The 12,915-nt window shown below is 69.1% G+C and carries 15 protein-coding genes; 6 read left to right on the top strand and 9 right to left on the bottom strand.

The annotated features are described in order from the left end of the window. Nucleotides 1–4: 4 nt before the first annotated feature. From ACZ6O0_RS39135 to ACZ6O0_RS39125, 3 genes are all read left to right on the top strand, one after another. Nucleotides 5–574, top strand: coding sequence for a DUF4865 family protein (locus ACZ6O0_RS39135; RefSeq protein ID WP_465770315.1), 570 nt, complete (start codon nucleotides 5–7; stop codon nucleotides 572–574). An 81-nt stretch (nucleotides 575–655) separates the two neighbouring features. Continuing rightward, nucleotides 656–1,858, top strand: a complete 1,203-nt coding sequence (locus ACZ6O0_RS39130) for an MFS transporter (protein WP_465770133.1) — start codon at nucleotides 656–658, stop codon at nucleotides 1,856–1,858. 35 nt (nucleotides 1,859–1,893) lie between these two features. Then, complete coding sequence (locus ACZ6O0_RS39125; protein ID WP_465770132.1) at nucleotides 1,894–2,829, top strand: DMT family transporter; 936 nt, start codon at nucleotides 1,894–1,896, stop codon at nucleotides 2,827–2,829. Here ACZ6O0_RS39125 and ACZ6O0_RS39120 read toward each other — a convergent pair. Further along, on the bottom strand, nucleotides 2,745–3,443 hold the full coding sequence (locus tag ACZ6O0_RS39120; RefSeq protein WP_465770131.1) for a TetR/AcrR family transcriptional regulator: 699 nt from the start codon (nucleotides 3,441–3,443) through the stop codon (nucleotides 2,745–2,747). The genes ACZ6O0_RS39125 and ACZ6O0_RS39120 overlap by 85 nt on opposite strands. Nucleotides 3,444–3,493: 50 nt before the next feature. Between ACZ6O0_RS39120 and ACZ6O0_RS39115 the strand changes: the two genes are divergently transcribed. After that, the gene (locus ACZ6O0_RS39115; protein ID WP_465770130.1) at nucleotides 3,494–4,405 is read left to right on the top strand and encodes an SDR family oxidoreductase; all 912 of its coding nucleotides are present in this window, start codon (nucleotides 3,494–3,496) and stop codon (nucleotides 4,403–4,405) included. Here the strand turns inward: ACZ6O0_RS39115 and ACZ6O0_RS39110 are convergent. Together ACZ6O0_RS39110 and ACZ6O0_RS39105 are read right to left on the bottom strand one after the other, a co-directional pair. After that, nucleotides 4,402–5,202 (bottom strand): MBL fold metallo-hydrolase, encoded by an 801-nt coding sequence (locus tag ACZ6O0_RS39110; RefSeq protein WP_465770129.1) that lies wholly within the window; start codon nucleotides 5,200–5,202, stop codon nucleotides 4,402–4,404. The genes ACZ6O0_RS39115 and ACZ6O0_RS39110 overlap by 4 nt on opposite strands. A 20-nt stretch (nucleotides 5,203–5,222) precedes the next feature. Continuing rightward, nucleotides 5,223–5,819: a LysE/ArgO family amino acid transporter gene (locus ACZ6O0_RS39105; protein ID WP_465770128.1), complete on the bottom strand. Its 597-nt coding sequence runs from the start codon at nucleotides 5,817–5,819 to the stop codon at nucleotides 5,223–5,225. 73 nt (nucleotides 5,820–5,892) lie between these two features. On the opposite strand from ACZ6O0_RS39105, the gene ACZ6O0_RS39100 reads away from it, so the two are divergent. Continuing rightward, nucleotides 5,893–6,792 carry a LysR family transcriptional regulator ArgP gene (locus ACZ6O0_RS39100; protein WP_465770127.1) on the top strand — a complete coding sequence of 300 codons (900 nt, stop codon included), beginning with the start codon at nucleotides 5,893–5,895 and terminating at the stop codon, nucleotides 6,790–6,792. Here the strand turns inward: ACZ6O0_RS39100 and ACZ6O0_RS39095 are convergent. The 3 genes from ACZ6O0_RS39095 to ACZ6O0_RS39085 form a co-directional block, all read right to left on the bottom strand. Beyond that, nucleotides 6,731–7,069 carry a hypothetical protein gene (locus ACZ6O0_RS39095; protein ID WP_465770126.1) on the bottom strand — a complete coding sequence of 113 codons (339 nt, stop codon included), beginning with the start codon at nucleotides 7,067–7,069 and terminating at the stop codon, nucleotides 6,731–6,733. The two genes, ACZ6O0_RS39100 and ACZ6O0_RS39095, sit on opposite strands and share 62 nt — an antisense overlap. A gap of 269 nt (nucleotides 7,070–7,338) precedes the next feature. Beyond that, on the bottom strand, nucleotides 7,339–8,184 hold the full coding sequence (locus ACZ6O0_RS39090; protein ID WP_465770125.1) for an SCO6745 family protein: 846 nt from the start codon (nucleotides 8,182–8,184) through the stop codon (nucleotides 7,339–7,341). Next, complete coding sequence (locus tag ACZ6O0_RS39085) at nucleotides 8,181–8,687, bottom strand: GNAT family N-acetyltransferase (RefSeq protein ID WP_465770124.1); 507 nt, start codon at nucleotides 8,685–8,687, stop codon at nucleotides 8,181–8,183. Before ACZ6O0_RS39085 ends, ACZ6O0_RS39090 begins: the two co-directional genes overlap by 4 nt. A 64-nt stretch (nucleotides 8,688–8,751) precedes the next feature. Between ACZ6O0_RS39085 and ACZ6O0_RS39080 the strand changes: the two genes are divergently transcribed. Then, entirely contained in the window at nucleotides 8,752–9,855 is a 1,104-nt protein-coding gene (locus ACZ6O0_RS39080) for a calcium:cation antiporter (RefSeq protein ID WP_465770123.1), read from the top strand. Here the strand turns inward: ACZ6O0_RS39080 and ACZ6O0_RS39075 are convergent. From ACZ6O0_RS39075 to ACZ6O0_RS39065, 3 genes are all read right to left on the bottom strand, one after another. Next, a complete protein-coding gene (locus ACZ6O0_RS39075) occupies nucleotides 9,821–11,263 on the bottom strand; it encodes an ankyrin repeat domain-containing protein (RefSeq protein WP_465770122.1) in 1,443 nt (480 codons plus the stop codon). The two genes, ACZ6O0_RS39080 and ACZ6O0_RS39075, sit on opposite strands and share 35 nt — an antisense overlap. 182 nt (nucleotides 11,264–11,445) lie before the next feature. Further along, a complete protein-coding gene (locus ACZ6O0_RS39070) occupies nucleotides 11,446–11,814 on the bottom strand; it encodes a YybH family protein (protein ID WP_465770121.1) in 369 nt (122 codons plus the stop codon). Continuing rightward, the gene (locus ACZ6O0_RS39065; protein ID WP_465770120.1) at nucleotides 11,811–12,848 is read right to left on the bottom strand and encodes an amidohydrolase family protein; all 1,038 of its coding nucleotides are present in this window, start codon (nucleotides 12,846–12,848) and stop codon (nucleotides 11,811–11,813) included. Before ACZ6O0_RS39065 ends, ACZ6O0_RS39070 begins: the two co-directional genes overlap by 4 nt. Nucleotides 12,849–12,915: the final 67 nt, after the last annotated feature.

Below are 12,915 nucleotides of genomic sequence, written 5' to 3'. Positions count from 1 at the left end.
CGCGATGCAGTACGAGATCTCGTTGCCGACCGACTACGACATGGGCATCATTCGCCGCCGGGTGGAGACGACCGGTCATCGGCTCGACGACTTCGACGGACTCGGCCTGAAGGCGTACCTGATCCAGGACCGGGCGAACGGTGCGATGGTCAACCAGTACGCGCCCTTCTACCTGTGGAACGACCCGGCCGGGATGGGCCGGTTCCTGTGGGGCGGCGGCTTCTTCACCGCGATCTGTACGTCGTTCGGCCGGCCGCCGGTGCGGCACTGGACCGGGGTCGAGGCGCTGGCCGGGCCGGACGTGGATCAGCCGGCGCTGAGCGCTACCAAGCACACGCAGTCGCTGACCCCGGACGTGGATCCCACGGATCCGGTGACCGCCGCGGTCGAGACCCTTCGCGCGACGGCGGGCCTGGCGCAGGTGCACTCCACCGCGGTCGCTGTGGATCCGACCCGATGGGAGCTCGTCCACTTCACGCTGTGGAGTGGTCCCGAGCCGGGTGCGGTGCCGGGAACGCGCTACCAGGTGCTGCACTTGTCCACACCTGGCACAAAAGAACTGCTGCGCGGCTGAAATCGCCGTATCTTCTTGGACATGAGATACCCGAGCCCGCACCTTTGACCTTCTGACCGACCCGACCGCCTGCCACGCGGCTTGTCCGCGCGCATCGTCGCCTTCGAGGCGCTGCAGGACTTCATCCCGCTCTATCCGCTGTACCAGCTGCTCTTCGCCGATCACGGACTGTCGGCGGCCCAGATCTCGACGCTGTTCGTCATCTGGTCGACGACCTCGTTCGTCCTCGAGGTGCCGTCGGGTGCCTGGGCGGACACGTACTCGCGGCGCAAGCTGCTGGTTCTCGGTGCACTGATCAGCGCGCTGGGTTATGCCGCGTGGATCACGCTGCCGTCGTTCGCCGGCTTCGCGCTCGGCTTCGTGCTCTGGGGTACGTCGTCGGCGCTGATCTCCGGCACCTTCGAAGCCTTCGTGTACGACGAGCTCGCGGCCCGCAACCGCACCGAACGCTACGCGAGCCTGCTCGGCCGAGCGAGGTCCGCGTCGTTCGTGGCGAACCTGGTGGCGACCGCGCTGGCGACGCCGCTGTTCGACCTCGGTGGATACACGTTGGCCGGAGTCGTCAGTGTCATGAGCTGCTTGATCCAGGCGGTGGTTGCGTGGTCGCTGCCCGAAGCACGGCCGGTGGAGGACGCTCGCGAGTCGGATGAGCCCGGCGCGAGGGCGGCGTTCGCCAACTACCTGCACATGCTGCGCTCCGGTGTGACGGAGGTGCTGACCAACCGTCTGGTCCGGCGAGCGGTGGCGCTGGTCGCGTTGCTCGGTGGCTTCCTGGCGTTCGACGAGTACTTCCCGTTGCTCGCCCGGGAGGCCGGTGCGAGCACCGGCGCGATCCCGCTGCTGATCGCCGGTACGGTCGCCGCCCAGGCGATCGGCGGTGCGCTCGCGGGACCGGCGTACAGGTTGCCTGCGGCAACCTTTGCGGCCGGGCTGGCGGCGACGGCGGTGCTGATCGCGGCCGGCTCGCTCAGCGGCTCGGTCTGGGGCTTCCTGCCGATCGCGGTCGGGTACGGCCTCATGCAGCTGGTGATCGTCGTGTCGGAGTCCCGGTTGCAGGATGCGATCACCGGACCGGCGCGGGCGACCGTGACCTCGGTGTCGGGGTTCTTCGCCGAGGTCTTCGCGGTCGCGGTCTATGCGGGGTTCGCGGTGGGATCGATCTGGTTCACGATGTCGATCCTGGTCGCCGCGCTGACGATCCCGGTCCTGCTGACGGCCCTCGTCGTACCGTTCGCCCTCCCGGCGCCGCGCGATTCGGTGAGCGCCGAAGTGTCCGAGACCTAGCCTCACATCATGGGCAGAGGAAGCGTTCCAACAGCATGAGGAAACAGGGGTTGCCGGCCGCCGGTGCGGCCGCGGTGACGGTGGTGTTGTGGGCATCGGCGTTCGTCGCGATCCGGCATGTCGGTCAGGAGATCTCGGCCGGCGCCCTGTCCCTGGGCAGGTTGCTGGTCGGCAGCGTCCTGCTCGGGATCTTCGTGTTCACCCGGCCGCGGCGCTGGCCGGCGCGGGCGGACTGGAAGTTCCTGCTGCTCTGCGGTCTGCTCTGGTTCGGCGTCTACAACCTCGCGCTGAACGAGGCCGAGCGCCGCCTCGATGCGGGGACGACGGCGATGCTCGTGAACATCGGCCCGTTGCTGATCGCACTGCTGGCCGGCGTGCTGCTGCACGAAGGCTTCCCGCGGCAGCTCGTGATCGGCAGCGTCGCCGCGTTCGGCGGTGTCGTCCTGATCGGGCTGTCGTCGTCCTCGGGCACGGCCGAGACCTGGGGTGTCCTGCTCTGCCTGGCGGCCGCCGCGGCGTACGCGATCGGTGTCGTGTCGCAGAAGCCGCTGCTCGCCCGGCTGCCCGCGCTCGAGGTGACCTGGCTGTCGTGCCTGATCGGCGCGGTCGCGTGCCTGCCGTTCGCGCCGACGCTGGTCCGGGAGGCGGGCGACGCCAAGGTGTCGACCATCTGGTGGGTGGTCTTCCTCGGCGCGTTCCCGACCGCGATCGCCTTCACGACCTGGGCCTACGCGCTGGCCCGGACGACGGCCGGCCGGATGGGTGCGACGACGTACCTGGTTCCGCCGTTGACGATCTTCCTCGGCTGGCTGCTGCTCGACGAGAGCCCGGCGCCGCTGGCGTACCTCGGCGGTGTGCTCTGCCTGATCGGGGTCGCGATCTCCCGCTATCGGCGGCGGACCGTGGCGACTGCAGCGACCCCGGCGGTCAACGTGGACAGCCCGGATTCGAAGCCGCTGTCGAAGTCGTAGGCCAGACCTTCGGGTCCGAGTTGGCCGACGATGCGGGCGAGGGTGGGCGCTTTGCCCACCGGCAGCCCCTCCACGCGGGTGAGTAGATCGGGCGCGAGTTCGAAGGTGTCGGCGCGGACCGACGCCTCGCCCAGACTGAATCCGTGGATGAAGTCGATGAGGGTGTTTGCCGACTCGAAGACTTGCCGCGGTGACAGGCCGGCCCGGTCGAGCGCGCGGTAGAACGGCTCCATCGTGACGACCACGACGTCCGACACCGCGGACGTGTCCGACAGCACCTGCAGGGCGAGATTCGGGTGCGCCCGGAGTGCGTTGCGATAGGCCCGCGCGGCGTCCTTGAGTTGCTCGTCCCACGGCACGGTGTCGCCCGGATCCGGGTACTCGAGTCCGGCGAACACCAGCTCGGCCAGGCCGGCCAGGACGGCGGCCTTGTTCGGCAGGTGGTGGTAGAGCGACATCGGGTTGACCTCGAGCGTCGCGGCGAGCCGCCGCATGGTCAGCGCGTCGATGCCCTCGTCATCGACGATCCGCAGCGCCGCGGTCAGGATCGCCTCCCGGCTCAGTCGCTCCTCCCCGGCCCGGGGCCGTCCGGAGCGCTTGCCAGCGGTAACCATACGTCGTATGGTACATAATCATACAGCGTATGGAAAAAGGAGGAGGCGGCATGCAGCCGTTGGCGGGGAAGGTGGCGCTGGTGACCGGCGGGAGCCGGGCGGCCGGGCGGGGGATCGCGGTCGAGCTCGGCGCCGCCGGCGCGACCGTGTACGTGACCGGTCGCAGCACCCGGGCCGGGCGGTCGGAGATGAACCGGCCGGAGACGATCGAGGACACCGCGGAGCTCGTCGACGCGGCCGGCGGCCACGGCATCGCCGTACCGGTCGACCATCTCGTGCCTGAGCAGGTGCGCGACCTGATCGACCGGATCGAGCGCGAGCAGGGCGCGCTGCACATCCTGGTGAACGACATCTGGGGTCAGCACGGCGAGCCCGAGTGGGACAAGACGGTGTGGGAGAGCGATCTCGAAGGCGGTCTGCGGCTGCTGCAGCTCGGCGTCCACACGCACGCGATCACCAGCCACTACGCACTGCCGCTGCTGATCAAGTCACCCGGTGGCCTGGTCGTCGAGATGACCGACGGCACGAACGACTACAACGCCGACCACTACCGGGTCTCGTTCTTCTACGACGTCGCGAAGGGCGCCGTCAGCCGGATGGCATTCGCGCTTGCCCACGAGCTCGACCAGTACGACGCGACCGCGGTCCTGCTCACGCCCGGCTGGCTCCGGTCGGAGGCGATGCTCGACGGGTTCGGCGTGACCGAGGAGACCTGGCGGGACGCGACCGAGCGGATCCCGCACTTCGCGATCTCCGAGAGCCCGTCGTACGTCGGCCGCGCGGTGGCGGCGCTCGCCGCGGATCCCGACGTACGCCGGTGGAACGGCAAGTCCACGTCCAGCGGTGAGCTCGCCCAGCTCTACGGCTTCGCCGACCTCGACGGCAGCCGCCCGGACGCGTGGCGCTACATCGTCGAGGTCCAGGACCCCGGCAAGCCGGCCGACACCACGGGCTACCGCTAAAGCTGGTACGGCGGACAGACGACGTCGCCGGCGCCCGCCGCGGCGACAGATCGAGCATCACTCGACAGCGCCGCATGTGGATGCGAGGCCGCGACCGGAATCCCGAGCGCGGCCGCCAGCGCGAGCACTTCCCGCCGCGACGTCACGGCGACCGCCGGATCCCGCTCATACACATAGGTGAGCTCAGGCCACCGAGCCTGCGCCGGATGCACCAGCACATCACCCCCGAGCACCGCCCGCGACGTCACCACCGACTGATGTCCAGGCGTATGCCCCGGCGTCGGCACCAACCGCATCCCCCGCAGCGCGGTCTCCCCCTCCACCACCCGCAACTGCCCCGACTCCACGATCGGCCGGATCATCCGCTCGTACGTCGTTCCGCCCCGCACATGCTCCACTTCATCCCGCTGCACGACGTACTCCGCCTTCGGAAACATCGGCGCCGCCCCGTCCGCAGCCCACCCCACGTGATCCAGATGCACATGCGTCAACACCACCGCATCAACCTCGTCCACCCCCACCCCCGCCAACTCCAGCAACCCCGGCAACCGCCCACCAACCCCCAACCACTCAGCCGCCTCCCCACCCGCCGGCCCCACCCCCGCATCCACCAACACGACTCCGGCATCCCCAGTCACCAGATAGCTGTGAAAGTGCAGCCACCACCCCTCGCCCCGCACGTTCCCCGGCACGACAGCGGCCGTCCACTCCGCATGCTCCGTCGTCCACCCAGGCAAGGCCTCCGAAACCTCCTCCGGAAACACCGCCACCGCATCACAAAGCACCGTCACGTCCACGCGCTCATTCTGCGGTGCGATCAGGGCAGCAGCATCCAGGTGGCGAGGCCGGCCATGAGGACGGCGATGGCGGTGTCCAGGATCTGCCAGGAGCGGGCGCGGGCGAAGATCGGGGTGAGTTTGCGGGAGAGGAAGCCCAGGGAGAAGAACCAGGCGAAGCTGGCGGTGACGGCGCCTAGGCCGTAGAGCCAGCGGCCGTCGGTGCCGCGCTGGTTGGCGAGGGAGCCGAGCAGGACGACGGTGTCGAGGTAGACGTGCGGGTTCAGGTAGGTGAAGCCGAGGCAGGTGAGGACAACGCTGCGGAGGGCGGCCGGGGCGTGGCCGGCGGGGCTGATGGAGCCGGGGTTGAGGGCTCGCTTCGCGGCGAAACCGGCGTACAGGTAGAGGAACGCGGCGCCGCCGAACTTGGCCAGGTCGAGGGCCAACTGGCTGCGGGTGAGCAGGGCGCCGAGGCCCGCGATGCCGCTGGAGATCAGGAGTGCGTCGGACAGCGCGCAGGTGAGGACGACCGGCAGCACGTGCTCGCGGCGCAGGCCCTGACGGAGGACGAAGGCGTTCTGCGCGCCGATCGCGACGATCAGGGTCAAGGACGTGGCAAAGCCGGCGAAGAGGGGCATACCTTCGACGGTAGGAAGTTCCAGCCCTGCAAACCAGCTAAAGATTCTGACGTACCATTAGGATTGCTTCATCATGCAGTTCGACTCCGCGCAGCTCGAGACGTTCGCGGCCGTCGTCGACGAAGGCAGTTTCGACGCGGCCGCCCGGCGTCTGCAGGTGACGCCGTCCGCGGTCAGCCAGCGCATCAAGGCGTTGGAGAGCCGGCTTGGCCAGGTCGTGGTGATGCGTGGGAAGCCCGCGCAACCGACCGAGGCGGGTCAAGCGCTGCTCCGGCTCGCCCGCCAGGTCTCGCTGCTCGAGCTCGAGGCGATCATCGCCGTCCGCGGCACGGTCGACGCGCTCCGGCTTCCGATCGCCGTCAACGCGGACTCGCTCAACAACTGGTTCCTGCCCGCGATGCTGGACCTGTCGCAGAACCACAACGCCAGGTTCCTGGTCCATCAGGAGGACGAGGAGCACTCCGCCGAGTTCCTGCGCAACGGCACGGTCCTGGCCGCGGTGACCGCCGACCCACGGCCGGTCCAGGGCTGCCGCGTCGTACCGCTCGGCAAGATGCGGTACCTGCCCGTCGCCACCCCCGAGTACGCCGAACGCTGGCTGACCGGAAAGCCCTTGGCCGATGCGCTCGCGGATGCACCGATGATGGTGTTCAACGCGAAGGACGTGCTCCAGCACCGGTTGATCCGCAAGGTCACCAGGCGGAAGCTCGATCCACCGACCCACGCGGTCCCCGCGCCCGGCGCCTTCCACCAGGCGGTCCGGATCGGGCTCGGCTGGGGGATGATCGAGGACGAGGTCGCCGAACCTGAGCTGGCCGCCGGCCGCCTGGTGGACGTTGCCCCAGGCAAGTACATCGACGTCCCGCTGTACTGGCAGCACTGGAAGCTCGAGTCCGGCATCCTCGACGCGCTCACGGCCGCGGTGCTGCGGGCCGCTGCGACGGGCCTTCGAATGACACCGCGTACGTCCTGAGCTCGATCGCGATGCCCACCTTCAGCGGCTGCTCGTCGATCAGCTTGCGCCACGGCAGGTACGGCAGCATCGGGAAGGTGAGGTTCCGCAACGCCGCGAACCACTTGCTCCCCGGGATGAACCATCGAGCGCCGTCCACACCCTGCTTCTGGCAGGCCGCAACGAATCCCCGCATGCGTACGTCGTACTCCGCGAAAGCGCGCCCGTGGTCACCGCCGGCCGCGTGCAACTCACCGGCGAGGACGTAAGCGCCGACGATGGCGAGGCTCGTCCCCATCCCGGACAGCGGCGACGCACAGTACCCGGCGTCGCCGACGAGCGCGATCCGGCCGCGCGACTAGCTGTCGAGCTTCCCCGCGAACTGCTCCTCGACGATCTGCTGCTGCGCCGCGACGTCGCGCCGGTCGTACGCGAGTGGCTCCAACGCGAAGTAGAACAACGCCTTCGCCTCGGCGTCGTCGCACTGAACATGTTCGACACCGATAGCGCCCCGACCGGAGCGGAGCTGGCCGGCGCGATCCGCCGGGTGGCCGACCGCCTCGACGGTTAGTCCCAGCGCATAGCCATTGGGTTGTCCGGTGGGATCACGCCACTGGACATCAACGTCGCGCTCAACGGGTGCACCAAGTCGTGCAGCTCAGTGGTCAGGTCGTCGCCGAGCGCTCGCCAACCCTGCTCGGCCAGCGCGTCCGTGGTGTCCTCGACCTGCTGCCGCAACGCCCGCCCGGTGTCGGTGAGCGCCCCAGCGGAGTCGAGCAACCCACGCTGCCGCAGGTCATCCTCAGCGGCGGCCCAGTCCTCGTCGCTCCACCGCCGGTTGACCTGAAAGACCTCCTTCGACGGCCCGCCCGCGGCAGAGATCGTCACGCACGCCTGGCACGGACTCAGGCCGGCGCCAACCAGCGCCGCAACATGCCCGTCACCCCGCGACTCCCGCAGGATCGTCGTCGCCTGCCACAACACCAGATGTGGTTCATCCGGCCACTCCAGCGCCGCGTTGGCCGCGGCGACCGGTCGCCCACCGACCGGCGCGAGCTCAGCGGCACGACGAGCCACTTCCGCCACGCGCGTGAACGATGCGCCCGGGAACAGGCGCCGTACGGCGCTGTCGACGGCCGACAACCGTGCGTCGAGCAGCTGTTCCGGAGTCGCGTAGCTCCACGCATCCGGCAACGCGCGAGCGACCATCGCCGGGTGGAAGTTGTAGAACACGGCAGCGACCACCGCCGGCCCGACCGGACCGAGCGGCGCCGCCCGGCAGCCGAAGTAGCTCATCCAGCCACCCTTCAGCCCGAGCGCGTCGGTGGCCTGCCTGGTCTCCGGCGAGAAGTAGGTGATCGCGTGAAACGGCTCGAGCGCCTTCCACATCCGCCGAGCCCGGCTATCGGTCATGGCAGCGGACGGTACATCACGTGCAGACCGACGTACCCGAGCTTCGGGTGGTTGAACGCCTCGGGAACGGTGCCCGCGATGCGGAAGCCGAGCGCCTGCCAGAGGTGAACCGCCGGCTCGTTGGTCTCCACCACCGCGTTGAACTGGATCGACCGGAAGCCCTCCCGCCCGGCCCAGGCGATCATGTCCTCACACAGCAGCCGGCCAACACCCTTACCCCGGGCCGCCCCGTCCACCATGAAGCTCGCGCTCGCCACATGCGCGCCAGGCCCCGGCCGGTTCGGATACATGTTGGCACTGCCCAGAACGGTGCCATCGGCATCAACCGCCACCGTCGTCCGGCTCAACGCCGCACTCGACGGCGACATCCACAACGCCCGCGCCTGCTCCTCGGTCAACTCCGGATCGTACGTATACGTCTCCCGCGCAGTAACAATCTCACGAAAGAACGGCCAAATAGCCGCCCAGTCAGCATCGGTAGCAGTTCTGATCTCCACAGTCATGATGCGAGAAGCATCACCCGAGGGTCGCGGGATGCCAAGTGGATTCCCGATAGGCTGTCTGAGGATGACAAACACCGTGGTTCAAGGGCTGCCGCGCTGGAGTCTGGCCGTGCCCCCGCTCGCTTTCGTCGTCCTGCTGCTGTCCTGGGGTCGCAGTCTGGGCGCGGTGCTGCTGATCCTGGTCTGCGCCGGGCTCGGTGCGGCGGTGATCGCCGCGGTTCATCACGCCGAGGTCGTCGCGCATCGGGTCGGTGAGCCGTTCGGCACCCTGATCCTCGCGCTCGCGGTGACCATCATCGAGGTCGCGCTGATCGTGACGCTGATGGCGTCCGGTGGTGAGAAGGCCGCGTCGCTGGCGCGGGACACCGTGTTCGCCGCGGTGATGATCACCTGCAACGGCATCCTCGGACTGTCTCTCGTTGTCGGTTCGCTGAAGCATCACGTGCAGGAGTTCCGGGTGCAGGCGTCCAGCAGCCTCTTGGCCGTGATGACTGCGCTCGTCACGCTGAGCTTGGTGCTGCCGACGTTCACCACCAGCGCGCCCGGTCCGCAGTTCAGCCCGCCGCAGCTCGCGTTCGCCGGCGTCACGTCGCTGGTCATGTACGGCATCTTCGTCTTCGTGCAGACGATCCGGCACCGGGACTACTTTCTCCCGGTCCAGTCGGAGACCGACGCCGAGGAGAGCGAGGAGGAGCACGCCAACGCGCCGAGCGGGAAGGTCGCGCTGCTCAGCCTCGGGTTGCTGTTCGTCTGTCTGATCTCGGTGGTCGGCCTGGCCAAGACGGTCTCGCCGAGGCTGGAGTCGGCGGTCGAATCGGCCGGTGCGCCGCTGGCCGTCGTCGGTGTCGTGATCGCGTTGCTGGTGCTGCTGCCGGAGACGGTTGCCGCAGTCCGCGCGGCACTGCGGAACCGTCTCCAGACCAGCGTCAACCTCGCGCTCGGCTCGGCGCTCGCAAGCATCGGCCTGACCATCCCGGCGATCGCGGTCGCGTCGATCTGGCTGAGTGGACCGCTCGTGCTGGGCCTTGGTGGCAAGGAGATGGTGCTGTTCGCGCTGACCGTCGTGACCGGCACGCTCACCCTCGCCACCGGCCGGGCGACGCTTCTTCAGGGCGCCGTGCACCTGATGGTGTTCACCGCGTTCCTGTTCCTCGCGGTAAGCCCTTGAGGTAGTCGATCACCGCTTGCTGGTGGCTGTGCTCGGCCCAGCCCAGCGCGTTCCCGCCGTACGACGGATCGCGCCGCTCCGGGTCCGCTCCGAGCTCGACGAGCTTCTTCACCGTGTCCAGGTGACCGTTGATCGCGGCCTGATGGATCGGCCCGGAGCCGCCCATGATGTCGAGGTCGAAGCCCAGGTCCCGCAATGGTTCCAGCGCCTCGGTCCGCCCGAGCTCGCCGGCCCGGATCGGCAGATAGGGATTGCGCGCGACGGCCCGCGCCGCGAGCTCCGGGCTGACGTCGGGCGTCTCGCCCCGCATGATCGCGGCGAACACCTCGTGGACCTCGTCGAGCGGCGCCGCACCGCGGGCGCGGAGCAGTTCGGCGATCTCGGTGTGCCCTTGTACGGCGGCCAGTTCGTACGCCCGATGCCCAGAGAACACCGGATGTTGGGTCCCGCGTCCCTCCGGATCGGTGCCCTGGGCAAGCACTAGCTCGACCCGATGAAGCAGCCCTGTCGACGAGGCGAACACCAGCTCGTCCTCCAGGAGTTGCTGCGGAGTCGGGTGCGCGGTGGTCATCCGCTCGTGCCACGGACCGCCGTCACCCCGGCCCAGTCCGTACTCGAGCAGGAGCTCCAGGTGCACATCGTCGTACGGCGGGGGAGCGCCGGGACCGCAGTTGTACATGGTCTGGCTGTCGTTCGGATCCGCGCCCGCCTCCAGCAGCAGCCGGGCGAGCTCGATCCGGTCGCGATGTGGTGGCTGATCGCCCTCACCTCGGCCGAACACGCCGGTCAACGCGGTGAACGGTGACGGAAGGCCCTGCCAGAGATACCCCGCGTTCGGGTCCGCGCCGTGCTCGAGCAGCAACCGAGCGATCTCCACTTGATGGGATGCGTCCAGGCGGCTGTAGGTGAGATACAGCAACGGTTCCCAGCGATATGGTCCGCCTTCGGTGCTTGCGGACGCCGGCAGTTCCGCGCGTACGGCGTCCAGGTCGCCGGCCACCACCTTCGTGTAGATGTTGCTCTGGGCAACCTCCGGGAAGCGGTCGAGGAGATCCCGGGCGGATCGCTGCCGGGCCGGGTCGTCCTGGCCGTAGTGCAGTGTCGCCAGCCGGAGGAACTCGTCGGCACGTTGCTCCGGAGTGTCCAACGGCCCGCCGACGGACTGTCGATGCGGTGAGCGGCTGTAGCGGTCGACGAGCTCGAGGTGCCGCACGATCCGCGGCCAGCTGGGGAATCCGTAGCTGCGGGCGATCACCAGTTGCGCGTCGGCCAGCGACTGCACGGGATGGAACTCGTCGGCCAGGGCGACGGCTTCGCGGTCCCCGGCGCGGACCTGCTTGAGCAAGGCCTTGGCCTGTTTGCGCAGGTGGTCCAGGTTGGGGTCGTCGGGGAGATTCCGGGTCGGCATCGCGACCTCCTCTCTACGAGCCTGCTGTCCGCGTCGTCAGGCGAGAAAGGAGGTGAACACGTGCCACAAACTCCGTGATCAGGCGGGCTGAGCCCTTCCCGCGGACCGGTGGCACCCTGAGTGCCTCTCCGCGAGCGTAGCCGACTAAGTCGTGTCTGGTAATCCCCTGCCTACTGCGCGGATTACCAGACACGACCAGGCTTCTCCATCCACCACTCGATGAACTCGTGCGCCCGGTCCCGGTCCAGCCGGATCACCCACAGGTTGCTGAACTCACCCGGCGGATCGGTCTGGTACGTCGTCCAGCCGCGGACGAACCCGACGCCGTCACCGAAGCCGAGCACCTCGTACTCGAACGACGTCTCGCCCGGAGCGTCCGCGACCTCCAGCCAGGCCTGCACGATCGCGTCCCGGCCCAGGACCGGCTCCTCGTCCGGGCGCCGGTACCACGCGGCGTCCTCGGTCCAGAGTGCGGCGATGTCGGAGGGGTCGTTCGACTCCCAGGCTTTGCGGTACTTCGCCACCCACCTGTCGAGGTCCTTCTCCTTCATGAGATCCGGCGGTGGTTGAGGACGACCGCGGCCGGGTTCGCGAGGACTTCGGGGTGCTCCCGCGGATCGGCGTCGTACGTGACGAGGTTGCCGTCGCCGGAGAGCCCCAGGTAGTCCTGCGCTCCGGTCGATGCGGCCACGAGGGCTTGGTCGACGGTCAGTCCGTGCTTGACCAGCAGGTCGATCTCGCCGGCGACGGTCCCGACGACATCGGATCCGGTCAGCACGCGAACGCCGTACCGATCGGCGAGTTCGAGCATCGACGCGACGTACTCCGACTTGGCCTGGCGTCGCTTGGCCTGCTCCGGCGTGGCGTCCGGCCGCGGAGCGACGGACGCGCACAGCGTCGGGGTCCAGGCGCCGCCACGCGCGCCGAGGGTCTCGAGGTCCTGCTCGGTGATCGACGTACCGTGCTCGATCGAGTCGACGCCGACGCGGATCAGGTCGCTGACGATCTCGGTGTTGGTGTGCGTCGCGACCCGGGCGCCGCGGCCGTGGGCGAGCTCGACCACGGCTCGGACCAGCTCGGTCGGGTAGGTCTGCTCCATCGGGCTGTCCCGGATCGGGCCGTCCGGGCCGACCGCCGGGAAGTCGGCGACGAGCTTCACCCAGGTCGCGCCGTCGTCCAGTTCGGCTCCGACCGCGGTGAGCAGGTCCTCCGGCTCGACCGGCTCGTGCATGCGTGGGAAGTAGCGCCCGGTCGGGGCGAGGAACCGGCCGGCCGCGAGGACCAGCGGTCGCCCGTCGTCCGGCGTGGCCGCGAGCTTGAGCGTGACCGATCGATCGCCACCGACATCGCGGACGGCGCTCACTCCGGCGGCCGCGAGCTGGTCGAGACGCTCGCCGGCGAAGTCGGCGCCGAACAGCCGCGGACCGAGCTCGTCCATCCCGACGGTCAGGTGACAGTGCGAGTCGACCAGCCCCGGTACGCCGAACCGCCCGGGCAGCACCTCCGTGGCGCCTGAGGTGCCGAGCTTGAGACGCGTGGTGTCACCGGCCGGGAGCACGGTTCCTTCGAAGACCCAGGTCGTCATGGTCGCCATCCTGCCGCAGCAGGAGACCCAGCTCACGCTCTTGCTGACTTGAACATGTTCAAAAGAC

The organism is Kribbella sp. NPDC048837 (assembly GCF_055586945.1).
Note: the sequence above shows the minus strand (reverse complement) of the source record. Positions and strands in the feature narration are given on the sequence as shown.